Origin of the sequence: Streptomyces nogalater, from assembly GCF_039532885.1 — a bacterium.
GTDB lineage: Bacteria > Actinomycetota > Actinomycetes > Streptomycetales > Streptomycetaceae > Streptomyces > Streptomyces nogalater.
Genome location: NZ_BAAASM010000001.1, coordinates 323,222 through 343,371 on the forward strand (window position 1 = coordinate 323,222; position 20,150 = coordinate 343,371).

The window sequence follows — 20,150 nt, forward strand, 5'->3', positions numbered from 1 at the left end:
CCCACCCTCTCCGAGGGTTCGCGAGGAGGGGTGCCTACTGGGTGGGGTGGTTCGCTTGATTGGCGGCTGCGGGTGTGTCGTGGCTGGTCGCGCCCCGCGGCGGAGCCGCTGTCGTCACCGCCCCGCGCCCCTGGGCCGGCTGCCTCCGCCGGGGTTTTAACGTTGCCGTATGGCCTACTTTGACGCTGCCTCCGCCGTTCCTCTCCACCCGGTTGCCCGACAGGCTCTGTTGGTCTCTCTGGACGAGGGATGGGCTGACCCCGCGCGACTGTACCGGGAGGGGCGCAAGGCGCGGATGCTGCTGGACGCGGCCCGGGAGGCCGCCGCGGAGGCCGTCGGCTGCCGGGCCGACGAGGTGGTGTTCACCTCCTCCGGGACCCGGGCCGTACACACCGGGATCGCGGGGACGTTGGCCGGGCGGCGGCGGGTGGGACGCCACCTGATCGTGTCCGCTGTCGAACACTCCTCTGTACTCCATTCGGCGGAGGCGTGGGAGGCGGACGGTGGCACCGTCACCCGGGTGGCCGTCAACCAGGCGGGAGCCGTCGGCCCTTCGGGGTACGCGGACGCGCTCCGGGCGGACACCGCGCTGGCCTGTCTGCAGTCGGCCAACCACGAGGTGGGCACCGAGCAGCCGGTGGCCGAGGTGGCCGAGGTGTGCCGGGCCGCCGGGGTGCCGCTGCTGGTGGACGCAGCGCAGTCGCTGGGCTGGGGGCCGGTCGGGGGCGACTGGTCGCTGCTGACGGCCAGCGCGCACAAGTGGGGCGGGCCGTCGGGGGTCGGGCTGCTCGCCGTCCGCAAGGGGGTGCGGTTCGCCGCCCAGGGGCCGGTGGACGAGCGGGAGTCGGGCCGGGCGCCCGGTTTCGAGAACATCCCGGCGATCGTGGCGGCCGTGGCGTCGCTGCGCGCGGTACGGGCCGAGGCGGCCCGGGAGGCGGTACGGCTGCGGGAGCTGACGGAGCGGATCCGGGCCCGGGTTCCGGAGCTGGTGCCGGACGTGGAGGTGGTCGGCGATCCCGGGCGCCGGCTGCCCGGGATCGTCACCTTCTCCTGCCTCTACGTCGACGGCGAGGCCCTGCTGCACGAGCTGGACCGGGCCGGCTTCTCGGTCTCCTCCGGCTCCTCGTGCACGTCCGGCACGCTGACGCCCAGCCATGTGCTGAAGGCGATGGGGGTGCTGAGCGAGGGCAACGTCCGGGTGTCGCTGGCGCCAGGCACGGCGGAGGCGGACGTGGAGCGGTTCCTTCAGGTGCTGCCGGGGGCGGTGGCGGGCGTCCGGGAGAAGCTCGGCGCACCGGCCCCGGCGACGGCCGTCCGGGCGGGGGAACTGGTCGTCGACTCCCTCGGCAAGCGCTGCCCGATCCCGGTCATCGAACTGGCGAAGGTGTTCGGCGAGGTCCCGGTGGGCGGCCTCGTACGGGTCCTCTCGGACGACGAGGCGGCCCGCCTGGACATCCCCGCGTGGTGCGAGATGCGGGGGCAGGAGTACGTGGGCGAGGAGCCGGCGGAACGGGGGACGGCGTACCTGGTCCGCCGGGTGGGCTGAGGGGGCCGGGGCACGGCCCCGAGGGGGCGCGGGGAACCGGGCGGCCAGCTCCCCGCGCGCCGCACTCGACAACGGCGGACCAGGGGCAGACGCGTAGTCGAACAGCCGAATTCCGGCCTCAGCTCAGGTGGGTCCGGACTTCCTGCCCCGCCTCGTCGCCGTAGGCCTTCACGAACCGCTCCATGAAGTGCGTGCGCCGCAGCTGGTACTCCTGCGTGCCCACGGTCTCGATGACCAGCGTGGCGAGCATGCACCCGATCTGCGCCGCGCGCTCCAGTGAGACGCCCCAGGCCAGCCCGGACAGGAATCCCGCGCGGAAGGCGTCGCCGACGCCCGTGGGGTCGGCCTTGCGGTCCTCCTCGGGGACGCCGACCTCGATCGGGTCCGCGCCGGTCCGCTCGATGCGCACGCCCCGCGAGCCGAGCGTGGTGACCCGGTGGCCGACCTTGGACAGGATCTCCGCGTCGCTCCAGCCGGTCTTGGACTCGATGAGCCCCTTCTCGTACTCGTTGGAGAAGAGGTAGGTCGCGCCCTCCAGCAGTATCCGGATCTCCTCGCCCTCCATCCGGGCGATCTGCTGGGAGAAGTCGGCGGCGAACGGGATGTTCCGGGAGCGGCACTCCTCGGTGTGGCGGAGCATCGCCTCGGGGTCGTCGGCGCCGATGAGGACCAGGTCGAGGCCGCCCACGCGGTCCGCGACGGTCTTCAGCTCGATCAGGCGGGCCTCGCTCATCGCACCGGTGTAGAAGGAGCCGATCTGGTTGTGGTCGGCGTCGGTGGTGCACACGAAGCGGGCGGTGTGCAGGGTCTCGGAGATGCGGACCGACTCGGTGTCCACGCCGTGCCGGTCGAGCCAGGCCCGGTACTCGTCGAAGTCGAAGCCGGCGGCGCCGACCAGGATCGGGCGGGTGCCGAGCTGGCCCATGCCGAAGGCGATGTTGGCGGCGACGCCGCCGCGGCGGACGTCGAGGTTGTCGACCAGGAAGGAGAGCGAAACCGTGTGCAGCTGGTCCGCGACGAACTGGTCGGCGAAGCGGCCGGGGAAGGTCATGAGGTGGTCGGTGGCGATGGAGCCGGTGACTGCGATGCGCACGACGGGGTTCTCCTGGGGAGGCTGGATTGACAGTTCACGCTACCGGTTGGACCGCTCTCGCTGAAGCTGACGAAACTACCCGATAGTAGATCTTTCTTCGCGGCCCGCGCCGTGCGTACGGTGCGCTCATGACGAACCCCGAGGTCTTCTCCCCCGCCCCGGCCGAGCCCGACGGCGGCCTCGCCTCCCTGCGGGGCGACTGCGCCCGGATGGTCCCGCACTGGGCGGTCCCGGAGCGGGCCGAGTCGCGTCCGGTGTCCCCGTCCCGTATCCACGGGGTGTCCGTGCCGGTGCGGTCCGCCCGGCTGCTGGACGCGATGTCGGACTACGGCGACTGACCGCGAGGCACGCGTCCGGGAACCGCGCGCCGCCGTCCCGCGTCCCATCGCCGTCCCCCGCGCGGGGACCACGGGACACGACCAGCGAGGAGCGATGCGGTGAACACCGAGCACCCCGACAGCGACCCGGCGCGCGACCGGCCGCCGACGGCGGCCCCCGAGCCGGCGGCCGGCCGCCGCCCCACCACCCTCGTCGCCTGCCTCGCCGCCGCGACCGTGCTGCTCGTCGGCGCCGGTGGCGCCTGCCTCGCCACGGGCGGCGGCCCGGACGTCCGTACGAGCGGCCCCGCCGCGCCCGCCCGCACTCCCCCGCCGCTCACCCTGGACGGCTGGACCGGCACCGGCACCGGCACCGGCGGTATCACGCCCGGCGAGCCCGACCCGTCCGGCGCCCGGTACGTGGCCGCCGACGGACTGCCGGACGGGCCCGGCTCGGCGCCGGTGTACGGGCCGGGGGCCGAGGTCGGCCGGGAGCGGGTGGCGCGGCTGGCACGGGCGCTCGGCATGGACGGGGCTCCGGTGGCCGAGGGGCGGACCTGGCGGGTCGGCGGCCGGGACGGCTCCGGACCGGCCCTGACGGTGCGCCGGGACGCGCCGGGCAACTGGTCGTACAGCCGGTACGCGCCCGGCACCGACGACTGCCGCAAGGTGACCGTCTGCTCCCCGGGCCCGGGCGCCGGGGCCGGTGAACCGGTGAGCGTGGCCGATGCGAGGCGGGCGGCGGCGCCGGTACTGGAGGCGGCCGGGCTGCGGGACGCGCGGACCGACGCGGGCCGGGTGACGGGCGGCCGGCGGGTGGTGGACGCCGATCCGGTGGTGGGCGGGCTGCCCACGTACGGCTGGACGACCGGCCTGACCGTCGGCCGCGGGGGCGAACTGCTCGGCGGCCACGGGCTGCTGGCCGCGCCGGTGAAGGGGGACACGTATCCGGTGCTGGGCGCGGCGCGCACGCTGGAACTGATGAACGCGGCGGCCGGGGGCGGCCCTCGGGCGGGGATCGGCGGGTGCGCGAGCCCGGTGCCGCTGAAGGACCGGCCGGAGGGGCCGTGCGGGGCGTCCACCGGGGTGCCGAAGCGGGCGCGGGAGACACTCACCGTGGAGAAGGCGGTGTTCGGGCTGGCCGCGCACTCCGTGGGCGGGCGGCAGACGCTGGTGCCGTCCTGGCTGTTCCGGGTGCGGGGGGCCGGCGGGGGCGAGGCGTTCACGGTGACGCGTCCGGCGGTCGACCCGGCGTATCTGACGTCCGCGTCCGCGTCTCGGGCGCCGGCGCCGGCGCCGTCCGGGGAGCGCGGGAAGAGTCGGAACGTGCCGGTGACCTCGTACGCGGCCGACGGGCGGACGCTGAGCGTGGGATTCTCCGGCGGGGTGTGCGCCGACTACCGGGTCTCGGCGCGGGAGAGCGGCGACCGGGTGACGGTGACGGTCACCGAGACGCCCTGGCCGGACCGGGTGTGTGTGCTGATCGCCAAGGAGTACGTGAAGACCGTGACGCTTCGCGCGCCGCTGGGCGGCCGGACGGTGACCGGCGCGGACGGCCGGGCGGTCCCCGAGGCCGGGCCGGGCGCGCCGCTGCCGGACGCGTCGGCGCGGCCACGCTGACCCGGCCCGCGGTTCGCGACGGACGCAGCCCCGCGGGTTCCCGACGAACGAAGCCCGCAGGCTCGCGACGGACGCAGCCCCGCCGGTTCCCGACGGACGAAGGCGGCGGCCCCCGGGGAGGGGACCGCCGCCTTTACCGTCCGGTGTCGGCTCGGCTCAGCTGAAGGAGTCGCCGCAGGCGCAGGAGCCGGTCGCGTTCGGGTTGTCGATCGTGAAGCCCTGCTTCTCGATCGTGTCCACGAAGTCGACGGTGGCGCCGCCCAGGTACGGAGCGCTCATGCGGTCCGTGACGACCTTGACCCCGCCGAAGTCCTTCACGACGTCGCCGTCGAGCGAGCGCTCGTCGAAGAAGAGCTGGTAGCGCAGGCCGGAGCAGCCGCCGGGCTGGACGGCGACGCGCAGCGCGAGGTCGTCGCGGCCTTCCTGGTCGAGCAGGGCCTTGACCTTGGCCGCGGCGGCGTCGGTCAGGATGATGCCGTCGGTGACGGTGGTGGTCTCGTCCGATACGGACATCTACATCTCTCCCGGGTTGTACGGAGACTGCTTGCCGACGTATGCAACCGGCGCTGCCGCGGTTTCATTCCGGGCCGGGCGATCGCGTTGTCGCGTTTTCTGTCGCTTCCTCATGCTCGCACATGGCCCGTCGGGGGGACAGCGGCCCGGAAAGGGGCCCCGGGCGGGATTCACGTCACATCGACGTTATGGCCATCGTCAAAGTGACGTGAAGCGGTTATGATAATAGCGTCAGTTAGACGAAAAGTAGAAAGGGTGCGTGTCGTGACCACCGCCCAGACCCCGGAGCTCGACGTGCAGCCGAGTCCGCTCGCCCTGCTGCTGCTCGGCCGCGAGGCCGACCCGAAGAGCGAGCGGGGCGTCGAGTGTCCCGGCGACCTGCCGTCGCCGTCCGACCCCGACCTGGTCGAACGCGCCCGCGCGGCCAAGGAGAAGCTCGGCGACAAGGTCTTCGTGCTCGGCCACCACTACCAGCGCGACGAGGTCATCCAGTTCGCCGATGTCACGGGTGACTCCTTCAAGCTGGCCCGGGACGCCGCCGCGCGCCCGGAGGCCGAGTACATCGTCTTCTGCGGTGTGCACTTCATGGCCGAGTCGGCGGACATCCTGACGTCCGACGACCAGAAGGTGGTCCTGCCCGACCTGGCCGCCGGCTGCTCCATGGCGGACATGGCGACGGCCGAGCAGGTCGCCGAGTGCTGGGACGTGCTGACCGAGGCCGGGATCGCCGAGCAGGTCGTCCCCGTCTCGTACATGAACTCCTCCGCCGACATCAAGGCGTTCACCGGCAAGCACGGCGGCACGATCTGCACCTCCTCCAACGCCAGGCGGGCGCTGGACTGGGCGTTCGAGCAGGGTGAGAAGGTGCTGTTCCTGCCGGACCAGCACCTGGGCCGCAACACCGCCGTCCGGGACATGGGCATGTCCCTGGACGACTGCGTGGTCTACAACCCGCACAAGCCCAACGGCGGCCTCACCGCCGAGGAGCTGCGGGCCGCGAAGATGATCCTGTGGCGCGGCCACTGCTCCGTGCACGGCCGCTTCAGCCTGGAGTCGGTCGATGACGTGCGCGCCCGCATCCCCGGGGTGAACGTCCTGGTGCACCCGGAGTGCCGCCACGAGGTCGTGGCGGCGGCGGACTACGTCGGCTCGACCGAGTACATCATCAAGACCCTGGAAGCGGCCCCGGCCGGGTCCAAGTGGGCCATCGGCACCGAGCTGAACCTGGTCCGCCGGCTGGCGAACCGTTTCGCGCCCGAGGGCAAGGAGATCGTCTTCCTCGACCGTACGGTCTGCTTCTGCTCGACCATGAACCGCATCGACCTGCCCCACCTGGTCTGGGCGCTGGAGTCCCTGGCCGAGGGCAACCTGGTCAACCGGATCGAGGTCGACAAGGAGACGGAGGCGTTCGCCAAGCTGGCGCTGGAGCGGATGCTGGCGCTGCCGTAGCCTCCGGCGGTACGACGTGGGAAAGGGGCCGCACCATCGGTGCGGCCCCTTTCTGCCGTAGCCGGTCAGTCGCTCCTCGGACGGACCAGCCCCGACTCGTACGCGATGACGACCAGCTGCGCCCGATCGCGCGCGCCCAGCTTGGCCATGGCCCGGTTGACGTGCGTCTTCACCGTGAGCGGGCTGACCGCGAGGCGCTCGGCGATCTCGTCGTTGGAGTGGCCGCCGGCGACCTGGACGAGGACTTCCCGCTCCCGGCCGGTGAGGGCGGCGAGCCGTTCGGCGCGGGCGGGGTCGGGCACGGTGCCGGGGTCCTGCTGGGCGAGGAAGCGGGCGATCAGGCCCTTGGTGGCGGCCGGGGAGAGCAGGGCCTCCCCGTCGGCCGCGACCCGGATGGCGGTCAGCAGCTCCTCCGGTTCGCTGCCCTTGCCGAGGAAGCCGGAGGCGCCGGCGCGCAGCGCCTGGACCACGTAGTCGTCCACCTCGAAGGTGGTCAGGATGACCACCCGGACCTGGGCCAGCGAGGGGTCGGCGCCGATCTGCCGGGTGGCGGCGAGGCCGTCGGTGCCGGGCATCCTGATGTCCATCAGGACGACGTCGGGGGCGTGCTCGCGGGCCAGCCGGACCGCCTCCGCGCCGTCGGAGGCCTCCCCCACCACCTCCATGCCGGGCTCGGAGTCGACCAGCACCCGGAACGCGCTGCGCAGCAGCGCCTGGTCGTCGGCGAGCAGGACACGGATGGTCATACGGGCTCCCCCTGGGCCGTCGTCGGCTGGACCGGCAGGATCGCATGGACGCGGAAGCCGCCGCCGTGGCGGGGTCCGGTGGTCAGGGTGCCGCCGAGGGCGGTGACCCGCTCGCGCATGCCGAGCAGCCCGTGGCCGCCGCCGTCCTCGGGCGCGCCGGGGACGCCCTCCCCGTCGTCCAGCACGGTGACCTCCAGGTCGGCTCCGACGCGTACGACGCTCACCTCGGCCCGGGCCGCGGGGCCCGCGTGTTTGCGCACGTTGGTCAGGGCCTCCTGCACGATCCGGTAGGCGGCCAGGTCGACGGCGGCGGGCAGGTCGCCGGGCAGGTCGGCGCAGGCCACCTCCACCGGGAGGCCGGCGCTGCGGAAGGTGGCCGCCAGCTCCGCCAGACGGCTCAGGCCGGGGGCGGGCTCGGTGGGTGCCTCGGGGTCGTCGGACTGGCGCAGCAGGCCGACGGTGGCGCGCAGTTCGTTCAGCGCGCTGCGGCCGGCCTCGCGGACGTGGGCGAGGGCCTCCTTGGCCTGGTCGGGCCGTTTGTCCATGACGTGGGCGGCGACCCCGGCCTGCACGTTCACCAGGGCGATGTGGTGGGCGACGACGTCGTGCAGATCGCGGGCGATGCGCAGCCGTTCCTCGGCGACCCTTCGGCGGGCCTCCTCCTCCCGGGTGCGTTCGGCGCGTTCGGCGCGGTCCCGCATGGCCTGCACGACGGCGCGGCGGCTGCGGACGGCGTCCCCGGCGGTGGCGCCGATGCCGGTCCAGGCGAGCACGCCCAGGTTCTCCTGCGCGTACCAGGGCAGCGGGCCGGCGAGCATGGCGGCGGCCGTCAGCACGGTCATGGTGAGCAGGCCGAGTCGCCAGGTGGTGGGGCGGTCGGTGGTCGCGGCGACGGTGTACAGGGCGACGACGGCGGACATCGCGACCGGGGCGCGCGGGTCGCCGGTGACGCACTCGACCACGGAGAGCGTGCCGGTGACGGCGAGGACGGCGCGGGGCCGGCGGCGGCGGAAGACCAGCGCGACGGCGCCGAGCAGCATCAGGAGCAGGCCGAGGGAGTCCGGGGTGCGCACGCCCCAGGTGACGCCGTGCCCGTCCTTCGGCACCGCGAAGGAGCCGGCGACCATGCACACCAGGGCGCCGGCGGCCAGGGCGGCGTCCAGGGCGAGGGGGTGGGCCTTCAGTCCGCACCGGGCGCGTTCGAGAGTGCTCACCCGGGAACAGTACGGCGCCCCTCCGGCACGGTGACCCGGGCCGGGGGAACCTTGGGTCGCCCGTTCGGGTGATCACCGGGTGACGTCGGTTCCGGCGCCCGGCTCCTTCGGCAGTCTGAGGTCGCACGAAGTTCATGGAGATCGACGCCGACGGCGACGGGTACCTCGGCAAGAGCGGGTACACGCGGTACCTGGAGACCGTGTACGAGGCCCAGCCCCGGGCCGGACCCGGTCAGCCCGGGATGAGGCCCTCGTCGGTCAGCAGTTCCCGGACCTCTTCCAGGGTCGCGTCGGACGACGGCAGGATCAGGTCCGACGGTTCCAGCGCGGCGTCCGGCAGCGGGGTGCCGAGGCGGCGGACGGCGTCCAGCAGCGCGGTGAGCGTGCGGCGGAAGCCGTCCTCGTCGCCGCTCTCCATCTCGGCGAGCAGTTCGTCGTCCAGCCTGTTCAGTTCGGCGAGGTGGGCGTCGTCCACCCGCACCTGGCCCTCCCCCATGATCCGTACGATCACGTCGGCCTCCTCGGCTCGGGCCCCGGCGCCCGGCTACTGCTTGTCGAAGCGCGGGGTGTCCTGCGGCTGCTGCTGGGACTGCCCCTGGCCGGTGTTGCCCTCGATGGCCTGCTGCGGGGCGCCTCCGGCCAGCTCGGCCTTCATGCGCTGCAGTTCCAGCTCTACATCCGTACCACCGGAGAGGCGGTCCAGCTCGGCCTGGATGTCGTCCTTGTGCATGCCGGACTGGTCGTCCAGGGCGCCGGAGGCGAGCAGTTCGTCGATGGCGCCGGCCCGGGCCTGCATCTGGGCGGTCTTGTCCTCGGCGCGCTGGATGGCGAGGCCGACGTCGCCCATCTCCTCGGAGATACCGGAGAACGCCTCGCCGATGCGGGTCTGGGCCTGGGCGGCGGTGTAGGTGGCCTTGATGGTCTCCTTCTTCGTGCGGAAGGCGTCCACCTTGGCCTGGAGGCGCTGGGCCGCCAGGGTGAGCTTCTCCTCCTCGCCCTGGAGGGTGGCGTGCTGCGTCTCCAGGTCGGTGACCTGCTGCTGGAGCGCGGCCTTGCGGGACAGCGCCTCGCGGGCCAGGTCCTCCCGGCCGAGCGCGAGCGCCTTGCGGCCCTGGTCCTCCAGCTTCGCGGACTGCTGCTGGAGCTGGCCGAGCTGGAGCTCCAGGCGCTTGCGGCTGGTCGCCACGTCGGCGACGCCGCGCCGCACCTTCTGCAGCAGCTCCAGCTGCTTCTGGTACGAGTAATCGAGGGTCTCGCGCGGGTCCTCGGCCCGGTCCAGGGCCTTGTTCGCCTTCGCGCGGAAGATCATTCCCATACGCTTCATGACACCGCTCATGGGCTTCGCGCGCCCCCTTCTGACGGACTCCAGCTCACCGATCCTGCGACAGAACCCACAGTACGGGCCCTGTCTCCATTACCGCACTGTTCGCCGGGCGATGCGCTCCTCCCCGAGGACGACTGCGGACCGCTCGCCTCCGGCGCAAGGAGTAGGTGATCCCGCTCCCGTGTCCCCCGCCGCCCTTCCCACGCCCCCTCTGTCCTTTTCAGACGTCCGGCGTTGCCGGATCGTTCCCCAGCGGGCTGGGGTCCATGCCGGTACAGCCCTTACCCTTGGGATTTGTGTTCCGTAGCCGTGCCAAGGAAGAGAAGGCCCCCGCCACCAAGGCGGCGGTGACCGACTCCAAGCAGCCCCGAGACCCGCAGGCCCCCAAGGGCAGGCCCACGCCCAAGCGCAGTGAGGCCCGTACCCAGCGCCGCAGCGTCGCCAACACGCCGACGACCCGCAAGGAGGCCGCGAAGCGCCAGCGCGAAGAACGGCGGCAGGCCCTGGAACGGCAGCGCCAGGCGCTCGCCAACGGGGACGAGCGCTATCTGCCCGCCCGGGACAAGGGCCCGGTCCGCCGGTTCGCCCGGGACTGGGTCGACTCGCGGTTCAACGTGGCGGAGTTCTTCCTGCCGCTCGCCGTGGTCATCCTGGTACTGAGCGTGGTGCGGGTCGGTGCGATCCAGAGCCTGGCGCTGCTGCTGTGGCTGATCGTGATCGTGCTGATCGTGCTGGACGCGGCGGTGAGCGGCTTCCGGCTGAAGAAGCGGCTCGCGGAGCGCTTCCCCGACGAGAACACCCGCGGCGCGGTCGCCTACGCGCTGATGCGGTCCCTCCAGATGCGCCGGCTGCGCCTGCCGAAGCCGCGGGTCAAGCGCGGAGAGCGGCCCTGAACGCCGACGCGTTCACCGGGGGCGCGTCGCCGGCCCGGCCGCACGAGCTGGGCGGGCTGCGCGACCTCGTGTCCCAGGAGCTGGTGACCCGGCAGTTGGACGAACAGATAGCCGGGCGGTTCCCGGTCGGGCGGCGGCTGCGGGTGCTCGACGTGGGGATGGGCCAGGGCGAGCAGGCGCTGCGGCTGGCCCGGCTCGGCCACGAGGTGACCGGGGTCGAACGGGACCCCAGGATGATCGCCGCCGCCCGCGCGAACCTGGCCCGGGAGCCGGAGGGCATCCGGCAGCGGGTGCGGCTGGTGCAGGGCGACGGCCGGGACACCGGGGCGCACTTCCGGCCCGGCAGCTTCGACGTGGTGCTGTGCCACGCCGTGCTGATGTACGTGGCGGATCCCGATCCGCTGGTGGCCGGCCTGGCCCGGATGCTGGCCCCGGGCGGCCTGCTCTCCCTCCTGGTCCGCAACGGCGACGCGCTCGCCATGCGGCCGGGCCTCGGCGGTGACTGGGCGGGTGCCCTGGCCGCCTTCGACACCACCACCTACCGCAACCGGCTGGGTCTGGACGTGCGCGCCGACCGGCTGTCCGCCCTGACCGCCACGCTCGCCGGGATCGCCGCCCCGTTGCAGGCCTGGTACGGCGTCCGGGTCTTCACGGACACGGCGGCGCACAACGCGGCGCTGCCCCAGGACCTGCCGACGCTGCTCGCGGTCGAGGAGCGGGCCGGGCGCACGGACCCCTACCGCGGGGTGGCGGCGCTGCTGCATCTGTGCGGGGTACGCGGCTGAGCCCGATCGGGGCAACCGCAGGGGACGGATGATCACCGTGCGGTGACACTCGGGACATGGACGCTTCCCGTATCCGCGCGCGTTCCCCCCGTACGGCCCTCTTCGCCGCCGCGCTGGCGTGCTGCGCGGCCCTCGCCGCCGGCTGCACCGCCCCCGCCGCCCCGGCCGGGCGGGACGCCCCGGCGAGCCCGGGGGCGGCCGTGCCGCTGGCCGCGGGTGACCTGCAGAGCCAGTATCTGCGCGTCATCAAGGAGGTGCTGCCCTCGGTCGTGCAGATCCAGGCGCGCCAGGATCTGGGCTCCGGGGTGGTGTACGACGGCGAGGGGCACATCGTCACCAACGCGCACGTGGTCGGCTCGGAGAAGACGTTCCAGGTGACCACCGCCAGCAACGAGGAGCCGCTCACCGCGAGCCTGGTCTACTCCTACCCCGAGCAGGATCTCGCCGTGATCCGGCTGGAGAAGGTGCCGGACGGGCTGAGGCCGGCGGTGTTCGGGGACTCGGAGAAGGTGGCGGTGGGCCAGATCGTGCTGGCCATGGGGTCGCCGCTGGGGCTGTCGTCCAGCGTGACCCAGGGCATCGTCTCGGCGACCGGGCGGACCGTCAGCGAGGGCGACTCGGGCGGCGGGACGGGCGCGACCATCGCCAACATGGTGCAGACCTCGGCCGCGATCAACCCCGGCAACAGCGGCGGCGCCCTGGTCGACCTGAACGGGCGGGTGATCGGCATCCCGACGCTGGCGGCGGTCGACCAGAGCCTCGGCGGCGGCGCGGCGCCGGGTATCGGGTTCGCCATCCCGGCGTCGATGGTGAAGACGGTCGCCGACCAGATCGTCAGGGAGGGCAAGGTCGTCGACTCCGGGCGGGCGGCCCTCGACATCACCGCGCGGACCGTCGTCGACGACCGCTACCAGCCGGTCGGGGTGGCGGTGGTCAGCGCCCGCGCGGGTGGCGCCGCCGACCGGGCGGGCCTCGGGCCCGGTGACATCATCACCAGGCTGGGCGACCGGCGGATCACCACCATCACCTCGCTCGCCGAGGCCCTGGCCACGGCCCGGCCCGGCCGGCGGATGCCGGTGACGTTCCTCCGCGACGGCGAGGAGCGCACGACGCAGGTGACGCTGGGCGAGCAGTGAGGAGAGCGGGCCTCTCCCCACCGCCCGTGCCGGTCCGGTCAGGCGTCGGCGTGCAGGCTCATCGGCCCGTAGATCTCGGTCCCCTCCTCGAACAGCCGCGCCTGGTCGGCCCCGCCCTCCAGCAGCGCCTTCCAGTTCTCGCCGATCCAGGATTCGGCATCGCCCTGCGTGGTGAACTCCTCGGGCCGGACGGCGGGCTGGACCTCCGTCCCGTCGGCCTTCTCGAACCGCCACGTCCATGCCGTCATACAGGCCTCCTTGTGATCCAACACCTGCTGGCAGCCTAGCCGGAAGCGCAAGACCCACCGGGAGGGGCGAAAATCGGTCCGTGGAAATCACTCTGCTCGGTACCGGTGCCCCCGCGGGACTGCCTCGCCCCGACTGCTCCTGCGCCGTCTGCGCCACCGCGCTCGGACCGGAGGCGCGGGCCGCGACCGCGGTGCTCGTGGACGACGCGCTGCTGCTCGACCTCACGCCGGGCGCGGCGTTCGCGGCGGCGCGCGCCGGGCATTCGCTGGGCGGGGTGCGGCAGGTGCTGCTGTCGCATCCGCACGACGGTCCGGCGGTGGAGGTGCCGGCCGGGCTGCCGCAGCCCGGCCGGGTGCCGGACGGGCGGGAGCTGGCGCTGCTGACGGGGCATCGGGTGCGGGCGGTGGCGATGGACGCGGGCGGCACCGGGTACGCGGTGACCGGGCCGGAGGGGCAGCGGCTGCTGTACCTGCCGCCGGGCGGGGCGCCGGCCGGTCTGGAGCAGGCCGGCGCGCAGTCCTACGACATGGTCCTCGCGGACGTCGTGGGCCGCCCGGACGCGCTCGCCCGGCTCCGGGCGGTCGGCTCGGCGGGCCCCACGACGGACGTGGTCGCCGTCCACCTGGACCACGGTGTGCCGGCCGGTGCGGAGCTGCGGCGCCGGCTCGCGGCGGCCGGGGCGCGAGCGGTGCCGGACGGTACGACGCTGGTGGTCGGGGCGTACGAGGAGGTGCCGGACGTGCCGCGCCGGACGCTGGTGCTGGGCGGCGCCCGCTCGGGCAAGTCGGTGGAGGCGGAGCGGCGGCTGGAGACGTTCCCGGACGTGCTGTACGTGGCGACGGGCGGCACGCGTAGCGGGGACGGCGAGTGGGCGGCCCGGGTGGCCGCGCACCGGGAGCGGCGGCCGGGGTCGTGGCGTACGGCGGAGACGACCGACCTGGTGCCGCTGCTGGCCGAGGACGGGCCGCCGGTGCTGATCGACTGCCTGTCGCTGTGGCTGGCGGACGTGATGGACTCCGTGGGCGCGTGGGACGACGCGGAGTGGGCGGGCGGGGGCGAGAAGCTGCTGCGGGAGCGCGTACGGGAGCTGACCGACGCGGTGCGCTCCACCCGGCGGACCGTGGTCGCGGTGTCCAACGAGGTCGGCTCGGGCATCGTCCCCGCGACCGTCTCCGGTCGCCGCTACCGCGACGAACTGGGCCGCGTGAACACGGCGTTCGCAAGCGAGTGCGAACAGGTGGTCCTGGTGGTGGCGGGCCAGGCGCTGGTACTGCGGGGCTGAGCGGGGGCGCCCCGTAAGGGGCGCGGGGAACTGCGCGAGCGACCACGACGCACCCGCGGCGAACGACGGGCCGCGGCTACCCCCTCCCCTTCCGCACCACCACCCGGTACGCGTTGGAGAACCGAGTCCGCCGGAACAGCGGAGCGCCCCCGTGGTCCAGGGCCGAGGCCAGCGCCAGCACCGGCGCGGCGGCCAGGTGGAGCGCCGGGTGGGCGTGGGCCAGGGTCAGGGCGAGGGCCCCCGACAGGTCGTAGGGGATGTGCGGGGCCTTGCGGTCCACGACGAGGATCGCGCAGCCCAGCTGGGCCAGTTCCGCGCACAGGTTGGCCCGCGGCACCAGGTGCAGATGGCGCGGCTGCCCGTAGGGGAGCCACCACCGGCCCAGCAGTGCGGCGAACACGCAGGCGGGGTCCGGGACTTCGACGACCAGGTGGCCCCCGGGGCGCAGCACGGTCAGCGCGGCGCCGAGTTCGGCGCGCGGGTCGGGCGTGTGCTCCAGATGGTGGAACATGGTGACCACGTCGTAGCGGGCGCGCAGCCGGGCCGCCATGCCGGGGGTGGTCAGGTAGCCGCGGTGCGCCTCCTCCACCCGGCCCTCCAGCAGCGCCTGTTCGACCCGCGCCGTGGGGTCGAGCCCGTCGAAGCTGGTGTACGGGAAGAACTCCTTCGCGGCCTCGGGAAAGCGGGCGTGCCCGGTGCCGACGTCGAGCCAGCTCTCCGGTTCGCCGAGTGCCGACAGGCGCCAGGCGGTGTCCCGGTGCCGGCGCCAAACCGCGCGGGCGGACCGCACCCGGCCGGCGAACTCCTCCAGCTGTCGCTCGTAGAAGTCCCGGCGGAAGAAGGCGAGTCCCTCCGCGCTGAGCCGGGGGTTCTGGAAGGCGTGGCCGCAGTCGCCGCACGCGTCGACGGTGAACGCGCCGGCCCGGTGGCGCAGCGGGTCGGGGGCGCGCAGCCGGGTGCGCAGGCGCCGGGAGCCGCACCAGGGGCAGTCCTCGCGGCGCGGCTCCTGGAAGGGGTCGTAGGGGGTGGTGAACTGCGGGGTGAGGGGCGAGGTCGGCATGGGCGGCTCCCTGTGCGACATTCCGCGGCAAAGCGGAACGTATGGGATGCCGCTCCGAGGTGCAAAGACCTCGTGGGGGTGTGGTGGCGATGTGGCGCGGAGCCGTTCGTGCCCGGGCGGTACTGTTCGGCGAATGAGCAGCCTTAATCTGGACGACTTCACCGATCTGATCGAGCGCCCGGACGGGGGCGTACGCCGTGACGCCGAGGCCCGGCGGGAGCGCCAGATCGTGCCGCCCGGGGCGCTGGGCCGCCTCGACGAGCTGGGCGAGTGGCTGGCCGCCGCGCGGGGCGAGGTGCCGGTACGGCCGGTCGAACGGCCGCGGGTGGTGCTCTTCGCCGGTGACCACGGCGTGGCCTCGCTGGGCGTCTCCGCGCGGCCGGCGGGCGGCGCGGAGCGGCTGGTGCGGGCGGTGCTGGAGGGCGCGAGCCCGGTGTCGGTGCTCGCCCGCCGGCTGGAGGTGCCGGTGCGGGTCGTGGACATGGCCCTGGACTGCCCGCCGGACGCCTTCCCGCCGGACGTGGTGCGGCACCGGGTGCGGCGCGGCAGCGGCCGTATCGACATCGAGGACGCGCTCACGCCGGAGGAGGCCGAGGCCGCGCTGCGGGCCGGGGTCGCGGTCGCCGACGAGGAGGCCGACTCGGGCACCGATCTGGTGGTGCTCGGCGATGTCAGCGTGGGCGGGACCACGCCGGCGGCGGTGCTGATCGCCGCGCTGTGCGGCACCGACGCCTCCGTGGTGACCGGGCGCGGCGGGCTCGCGATCGACGACCTGACGTGGATGCGCAAGTGCGCGGCGATCCGGGACGCGCTCCGGCGGGCCCGGCCGGTGCTCGGGGACCAGCTCCAGCTGCTGGCGGCCGTGGGCGGGGCGGATCTCGCGGCGATGACCGGGTTCCTGTTGCAGTGCGCGGTACGCAGGCTGCCGGTGATCCTCGACGGGGTGGTGGCCACCGCGTGCGCGCTGGTCGCCCAGCGGATCGCCTTCCGGGCGCCGGACTGGTGGCTGGCCGGGCACGCGAGCGGGGAGCCGGGGCAGGCGAAGGCGCTGGACCGGATGGCCCTGGAGCCGCTGCTGGAGCAGGGGGTGAAGGTCGGCGAGGGCGTGGGCGCGCTGCTGGCGCTGCCGCTGGTGCGGGCCGCCGCCGCGCTGGCCGCCGAACTGCCCGAGAAGGACCCGGCGGAGAACGAACCGGCGGAGAACGAGTCGGCGGAGAGGGAACAGTCCATGGACTGATGCCACGGGCGGGCGAAAAGTGCGATTTACGGCAATCGCGCACTTATGATCCTCGCTTATGGAAGATGCCCGCATCGCCGTGACGCGGCGGCCGAGGGCGCGGTGGGCCGCCGGGGCTTCCCGGCGGGCCGCCGCGTGCGCCGTCTGGTATCTGCGGACCGTCGCGTTCGTCAACTTCCTCAGCGCGGTGTGGGTCTCGCTCGGCCAGGACGTGCGCCGGCACAACCAGGACGACTTCTTCACGCCGTACCTGCTGACGGCCGGCTTCGCCTCCGGTGTCCTCACCGCCTTCCTCGCCCTCACCATGCGCCGCCGCAAACGGGCCGCGTGGATTTTGAACCTGGCGATGAGCGGGCTCTTCCTGGCCCTGTTCGCGTTCGCCATGACCTTCCCGGAGATCCGGCGGCACGCCCAGAACTGGGTCTCCCTGGCGCTGACGGCCGCCTTCGTGGGCGCGCTGCTCCTCGGCCGCCGGGAGTTCTACGCCAAGGGCGACCGGTCCAACCCCCGGCTCGCGGCGACCGTGGCCGTCGGCGGCGGCCTGGCCGCGAGCCTGCTGGCCGGGCTGCTGGTGACGGTCACCAACCGGGCACCGGACGCGGCCCGCTCGACGTTCCCCGAGCGCTGGTACTACGGCACCCTGCGGCTGGTGACGGTGGCCGAGGAGTCCCGCTTCCCCGGCATCGACCCGCCCAACTGGGCGAACGTGGCCGTCAACGCGCTCAGCACCGCGCTGCTGCTCGCCGTGCTGTACGCCGCCTTCCGCTCCCGGCGGGCCGTCGACCCGCTCACCGAGGACGACGAGAAACGGCTGCGGGACCTGCTGGAGCGGCACGGTCACCGGGACTCGCTCGGCTACTTCGCGCTGCGCCGGGACAAGAGCGTGGTGTGGTCCCCGACCGGGAAGGCCGCCGTCGCCTATCGCGTCGTGGGCGGGGTGAGCCTGGCCTCCGGCGACCCGCTCGGGGACCCGGAGGCCTGGCCGGGGGCGATCGTGCCGTGGCTGGCCGAGGCGCGGGCGCACGGCTGGATCCCGGCGGTGATGGGCGCGAGCGAGGAGGCCGGGACGGTCTACGCCCGGCACGGCCTGGACGCGCTGGAACTCGGGGACGAGGCGGTCGTGGAGGTCGCCGAGTTCACGCTGGAGGGGCGGGCCATGCGCACCGTCCGGCAGGCCTGCAACCGGGTGCGGCGCTCGGGGTACCGGGTGCGGATCCGGCGCCACGAGGACATCCCGGCGACCGAGCTGGCGTACCTCGTCGAGCGCGCCGACGACTGGCGGGACGGCGCGACCGAGCGCGGCTTCAGCATGGCGCTGGGCCGGCTCGGGGACCCCCGCGACGGCCGGTGCGTGATGCTGGAGTGCGTGGACGCCGGGGGGCGGCCGCGGGCGCTGCTGTCCTTCGTGCCGTGGGGCCCGCACGGGTTGTCGCTGGACCTCATGCGGCGGGAACGGGACGTCGACGGCTCCGCCAACGGGCTGATGGAGTTCATGGTCATCGAGCTCCTGCGGCGCGCCGGCGAGATCGGGATCACGCGGGTCTCGCTCAACTTCGCGATGTTCCGCTCGGTCTTCGAACGTGGCGCGCGCCTCGGCGCCGGACCGGTGCTGAGGCTGTGGCGGTCGCTGCTCGGCTTCTTCTCCCGCTGGTGGCAGATCGAGTCGCTGTACCGCGCCAACGCCAAGTACCGGCCCGTCTGGGAACCGCGGTTCCTGCTCTTCGAGAAGACCGCGGACCTGCCGCGCATCGGCCTCGCCGCGGCCCGCGCGGAGGGGTTCCTGGAAGCGCCGGGACTGCCCGGGTGGCCGCGCCGCGGGCAGCCGCGGAACGCACCGACGACCGTACGGGGATGAGGAGCACATGAGGGGAACGCCCGCCCGCTGGGCCCGGGCCGAGTGGGGCCCGTTGTACGCCGCCGTGCGCGGCCCCCTGCGCCGGCGGGGGCCGGCCGCGCTGCCGCTGACCGTGGCCGCGGTGGGCCTGACGGCGTTCCTGCAGTACGTGCAGAACCAGCCGTGGGGATACCCGCTCGTGCGGAGCCTGGGCGCCGTACGGGCCGAGGACCCGCTGTGGCTCGCCCTGCTGCGCACCCCCCTGTCGCTGTTCGTGCCGGCCCCGGACCTGCCGGTGTGGGGGGCGCTGGCGCAGATCCTGCTGGTGTTCGGGATCGCCGAGCTGTGCCTGGGCCGGTGGCGGACGCTGGCCGTCGCCTACGCCGCCACGCTCGCCGGGACCCTGTACGCGCGCCTCGGCATCACCCTCGGCGCGCACGCCCCGTTCGGGCTGCCGTGGACCGACGCGCAGGTGGTGGACACCGGCCCGTCGGCGGCGGTGGTGGGGCTCGCGGTGTACGTGGGCTGGCGGTACGGCGCCTACGCGACGACGGGCGCGGTGACGCTGGCCATGGTCGCCGAGGTGCTGCTGAAGGAGAACCTGGCGGGCAAGGAGCACCTGGCCGCGCTCACCGTGGTGGGACTGCTGTGCCTGCTGGCGGCGCTGCGGGACCGGCACGCCGACCACGCCGACCACTCCGACCGCGCGGACCACCCGGGCGGCCGCCGCCCGCACCGCGGGCCGGGCGGCCGGGGCGCGGGCACACCTCCGGTCCGGGCCTGAGGCCCGGGTACCCTGCGCCGGTGCTCACGTCCTCCTCGTCCTCCCCGTCCTCGCCGCCGCCCCCCTCTCCCCCGTCCCGGGTGGCCGACGGTCTGCGGTTCGCCTTCGGCACGCTCACCGTGCTGCCCGTACGGGTGCACCGGTGGGACCGGGCGGCGGCGCGCGGCGGGATGCTGTGCGCCCCGGCGGCCGGGCTGGTCGTCGGCGGCTGCGCGGCCGGGCTCGGCCTGCTGCTGCTCCTGCTCGGCGCCGGCGCGCCGCTCGCCGCCGTCGCCTCGGTCGCCGTACCCGCCGCGCTGACCCGCGGGCTGCACCTGGACGGGCTGGCCGACACCGCCGACGGGCTGGGCAGCGGCAAGCCCGCCGAGGACGCGCTGCGCATCATGAAGCAGTCGGACATCGGGCCGTTCGGGGTGCTCACCCTCGTCCTGGTGCTGCTGGCCCAGGTGGCCGTACTGGCCCAGCTCTACGCCGGTTCCTGGGCGCGGGGCGCCCTGGCGGCCGTGGTCTCGGCGGTCGCGGCCCGGCTGGCGCTCACCCTGGCCGCCCGCGCCGGGGTGCCGGCCGCCCGGCCGGAGGGGCTGGGGGCGGCCGTGGCCGGGGTGGTGCCGCGGCCCGCCGCGCTGGGTGCGGCGGCCGCGGTGACGGCGGCGGCCAGGGCGGCCGGCGCCTGCCTCGGCGGATACGACGGCGCGCGCACCGCCCTCGCGGTGGCCGCCGGGCTCGCGGTCGCCGAGGTGCTGCTGCGGCGGTGTGTGCGCCGGTTCGGCGGAGTCACCGGGGATGTGTTCGGCGCGCTCGCGGAGACGGCGGCGACGACCGCTCTCGTCCTGCTCTCGCTGGGCCGCTAGCCTCCGGCGGAGGACCCGGCGTGGACGCGACGCCACACGCGGGTGAACACCCGAAGGAATGAGCGAACGCACCCACGCGCGTAGTCTCGTCCCGGGTGTTCGCCGGCAGGGTGAAGGCCCCGGTTGCCACCTGTCCCCAGGCCTGGACCTAGGGTCGGCTGTCGGGCCCGGTCGACCCACCCCTTTTCGGCCACTGCAACTTCACATCGGAAGCGAG

General features: G+C 74.3%; 20 protein-coding genes. 12 read left to right on the forward strand and 8 right to left on the reverse strand.

Annotated elements, in window-relative coordinates; genetic code table 11:
* The first annotated feature begins 169 nt into the window (after positions 1-169).
* Positions 170-1,546 (forward strand): cysteine desulfurase/sulfurtransferase TusA family protein, encoded by a 1,377-nt coding sequence (locus tag ABD350_RS01480; RefSeq protein WP_344345575.1) that lies wholly within the window; start codon positions 170-172, stop codon positions 1,544-1,546.
* Between the two features lie 118 nt (positions 1,547-1,664).
* Here the strand turns inward: ABD350_RS01480 and ABD350_RS01485 are convergent, their stop codons facing one another.
* The gene (locus ABD350_RS01485; RefSeq protein ID WP_344345577.1) at positions 1,665-2,639 is read right to left on the reverse strand and encodes a carbohydrate kinase family protein; all 975 of its coding nucleotides are present in this window, start codon (positions 2,637-2,639) and stop codon (positions 1,665-1,667) included.
* A gap of 128 nt (positions 2,640-2,767) precedes the next feature.
* On the opposite strand from ABD350_RS01485, the gene ABD350_RS01490 reads away from it, so the two are divergent.
* Both ABD350_RS01490 and ABD350_RS01495 read left to right on the forward strand, forming a co-directional pair.
* The gene (locus tag ABD350_RS01490; protein WP_344345579.1) at positions 2,768-2,977 is read left to right on the forward strand and encodes a hypothetical protein; all 210 of its coding nucleotides are present in this window, start codon (positions 2,768-2,770) and stop codon (positions 2,975-2,977) included.
* A 99-nt stretch (positions 2,978-3,076) separates the two neighbouring features.
* On the forward strand, positions 3,077-4,576 hold the full coding sequence (locus ABD350_RS01495; protein WP_344345581.1) for a hypothetical protein: 1,500 nt from the start codon (positions 3,077-3,079) through the stop codon (positions 4,574-4,576).
* A 156-nt stretch (positions 4,577-4,732) separates the two neighbouring features.
* Here ABD350_RS01495 and ABD350_RS01500 read toward each other — a convergent pair whose 3' ends face one another.
* Positions 4,733-5,089 carry an iron-sulfur cluster assembly accessory protein gene (locus ABD350_RS01500; protein ID WP_030340884.1) on the reverse strand — a complete coding sequence of 119 codons (357 nt, stop codon included), beginning with the start codon at positions 5,087-5,089 and terminating at the stop codon, positions 4,733-4,735.
* A gap of 264 nt (positions 5,090-5,353) precedes the next feature.
* Between ABD350_RS01500 and nadA the strand changes: the two genes are divergently transcribed.
* Positions 5,354-6,538, forward strand: coding sequence for a quinolinate synthase NadA (gene nadA / locus ABD350_RS01505; protein WP_344345587.1), 1,185 nt, complete (start codon positions 5,354-5,356; stop codon positions 6,536-6,538).
* A 65-nt stretch (positions 6,539-6,603) separates the two neighbouring features.
* On the opposite strand, the gene ABD350_RS01510 is transcribed toward nadA, so the two are convergent.
* The 4 genes from ABD350_RS01510 to ABD350_RS01525 all read right to left on the reverse strand — a co-directional run bounded on the left by ABD350_RS01510 (position 6,604) and on the right by ABD350_RS01525 (position 9,822).
* The gene (locus ABD350_RS01510) at positions 6,604-7,284 is read right to left on the reverse strand and encodes a response regulator (protein WP_344345588.1); all 681 of its coding nucleotides are present in this window, start codon (positions 7,282-7,284) and stop codon (positions 6,604-6,606) included.
* The gene (locus ABD350_RS01515; RefSeq protein WP_344345590.1) at positions 7,281-8,498 is read right to left on the reverse strand and encodes a sensor histidine kinase; all 1,218 of its coding nucleotides are present in this window, start codon (positions 8,496-8,498) and stop codon (positions 7,281-7,283) included. The genes ABD350_RS01510 and ABD350_RS01515 overlap by 4 nt, the downstream gene beginning before the upstream one ends.
* 232 nt (positions 8,499-8,730) lie before the next feature.
* Positions 8,731-9,009 (reverse strand): PspA-associated protein PspAA, encoded by a 279-nt coding sequence (pspAA, locus tag ABD350_RS01520; protein ID WP_344345592.1) that lies wholly within the window; start codon positions 9,007-9,009, stop codon positions 8,731-8,733.
* A gap of 33 nt (positions 9,010-9,042) precedes the next feature.
* Entirely contained in the window at positions 9,043-9,822 is a 780-nt protein-coding gene (locus ABD350_RS01525; RefSeq protein WP_344345594.1) for a PspA/IM30 family protein, read from the reverse strand.
* Positions 9,823-10,088: 266 nt separating this feature from the next.
* On the opposite strand from ABD350_RS01525, the gene ABD350_RS01530 reads away from it, so the two are divergent.
* The 3 genes from ABD350_RS01530 to ABD350_RS01540 all read left to right on the forward strand — a co-directional run bounded on the left by ABD350_RS01530 (position 10,089) and on the right by ABD350_RS01540 (position 12,636).
* Positions 10,089-10,715, forward strand: coding sequence for a DUF3043 domain-containing protein (locus ABD350_RS01530; protein WP_189996505.1), 627 nt, complete (start codon positions 10,089-10,091; stop codon positions 10,713-10,715).
* An 83-nt stretch (positions 10,716-10,798) separates the two neighbouring features.
* A complete protein-coding gene (locus ABD350_RS01535) occupies positions 10,799-11,500 on the forward strand; it encodes a class I SAM-dependent methyltransferase (RefSeq protein WP_344345597.1) in 702 nt (233 codons plus the stop codon).
* Between the two features lie 56 nt (positions 11,501-11,556).
* Complete coding sequence (locus tag ABD350_RS01540) at positions 11,557-12,636, forward strand: S1C family serine protease (RefSeq protein ID WP_344345599.1); 1,080 nt, start codon at positions 11,557-11,559, stop codon at positions 12,634-12,636.
* A 38-nt stretch (positions 12,637-12,674) separates the two neighbouring features.
* On the opposite strand, the gene ABD350_RS01545 is transcribed toward ABD350_RS01540, so the two are convergent.
* Positions 12,675-12,884, reverse strand: coding sequence for a hypothetical protein (locus tag ABD350_RS01545; RefSeq protein ID WP_344345601.1), 210 nt, complete (start codon positions 12,882-12,884; stop codon positions 12,675-12,677).
* A gap of 80 nt (positions 12,885-12,964) precedes the next feature.
* Between ABD350_RS01545 and ABD350_RS01550 the strand changes: the two genes are divergently transcribed.
* The gene (locus tag ABD350_RS01550) at positions 12,965-14,167 is read left to right on the forward strand and encodes a bifunctional adenosylcobinamide kinase/adenosylcobinamide-phosphate guanylyltransferase (RefSeq protein WP_344345603.1); all 1,203 of its coding nucleotides are present in this window, start codon (positions 12,965-12,967) and stop codon (positions 14,165-14,167) included.
* Between the two features lie 76 nt (positions 14,168-14,243).
* On the opposite strand, the gene ABD350_RS01555 is transcribed toward ABD350_RS01550, so the two are convergent.
* Positions 14,244-15,227, reverse strand: a complete 984-nt coding sequence (locus tag ABD350_RS01555) for a class I SAM-dependent methyltransferase (protein WP_344345605.1) — start codon at positions 15,225-15,227, stop codon at positions 14,244-14,246.
* Positions 15,228-15,360: 133 nt separating this feature from the next.
* Here ABD350_RS01555 and cobT point away from each other — a divergent pair, with 133 nt between their 5' ends.
* The 4 genes from cobT (at position 15,361) to ABD350_RS01575 (ending at position 19,933) form a co-directional block, all read left to right on the forward strand.
* Entirely contained in the window at positions 15,361-16,464 is a 1,104-nt protein-coding gene (gene cobT, locus ABD350_RS01560) for a nicotinate-nucleotide--dimethylbenzimidazole phosphoribosyltransferase (protein ID WP_344345607.1), read from the forward strand.
* Between the two features lie 58 nt (positions 16,465-16,522).
* Positions 16,523-18,319 (forward strand): phosphatidylglycerol lysyltransferase domain-containing protein, encoded by a 1,797-nt coding sequence (locus tag ABD350_RS01565; RefSeq protein WP_344345609.1) that lies wholly within the window; start codon positions 16,523-16,525, stop codon positions 18,317-18,319.
* A gap of 7 nt (positions 18,320-18,326) precedes the next feature.
* Positions 18,327-19,082 (forward strand): hypothetical protein, encoded by a 756-nt coding sequence (locus ABD350_RS01570; RefSeq protein WP_344345611.1) that lies wholly within the window; start codon positions 18,327-18,329, stop codon positions 19,080-19,082.
* A gap of 80 nt (positions 19,083-19,162) precedes the next feature.
* Positions 19,163-19,933: an adenosylcobinamide-GDP ribazoletransferase gene (locus tag ABD350_RS01575; RefSeq protein WP_344345766.1), complete on the forward strand. Its 771-nt coding sequence runs from the start codon at positions 19,163-19,165 to the stop codon at positions 19,931-19,933.
* Positions 19,934-20,150: the final 217 nt, after the last annotated feature.

Excerpts from the sequence above, each read along its gene's own strand:
- ABD350_RS01480 (WP_344345575.1), top strand. The coding sequence starts at position 170 with ATGGCCTACTTTGACGCTGCCTCCGCCGTTCCTCTCCACCCGGTTGCC.
- ABD350_RS01490 (WP_344345579.1), top strand. The coding sequence starts at position 2,768 with ATGACGAACCCCGAGGTCTTCTCCCCCGCCCCGGCCGAGCCCGACGGC.
- ABD350_RS01500 (WP_030340884.1), bottom strand. The coding sequence starts at position 5,089 with ATGTCCGTATCGGACGAGACCACCACCGTCACCGACGGCATCATCCTG.
- ABD350_RS01510 (WP_344345588.1), bottom strand. The coding sequence starts at position 7,284 with ATGACCATCCGTGTCCTGCTCGCCGACGACCAGGCGCTGCTGCGCAGC.
- ABD350_RS01525 (WP_344345594.1), bottom strand. The coding sequence starts at position 9,822 with ATGAAGCGTATGGGAATGATCTTCCGCGCGAAGGCGAACAAGGCCCTG.
- ABD350_RS01530 (WP_189996505.1), top strand. The coding sequence starts at position 10,089 with ATGCCGGTACAGCCCTTACCCTTGGGATTTGTGTTCCGTAGCCGTGCC.
- ABD350_RS01540 (WP_344345599.1), top strand. The coding sequence starts at position 11,557 with ATGGACGCTTCCCGTATCCGCGCGCGTTCCCCCCGTACGGCCCTCTTC.
- ABD350_RS01545 (WP_344345601.1), bottom strand. The coding sequence starts at position 12,884 with ATGACGGCATGGACGTGGCGGTTCGAGAAGGCCGACGGGACGGAGGTC.
- ABD350_RS01555 (WP_344345605.1), bottom strand. The coding sequence starts at position 15,227 with ATGCCGACCTCGCCCCTCACCCCGCAGTTCACCACCCCCTACGACCCC.
- cobT (WP_344345607.1), top strand. The coding sequence starts at position 15,361 with ATGAGCAGCCTTAATCTGGACGACTTCACCGATCTGATCGAGCGCCCG.
- ABD350_RS01565 (WP_344345609.1), top strand. The coding sequence starts at position 16,523 with ATGGAAGATGCCCGCATCGCCGTGACGCGGCGGCCGAGGGCGCGGTGG.
- ABD350_RS01570 (WP_344345611.1), top strand. The coding sequence starts at position 18,327 with ATGAGGGGAACGCCCGCCCGCTGGGCCCGGGCCGAGTGGGGCCCGTTG.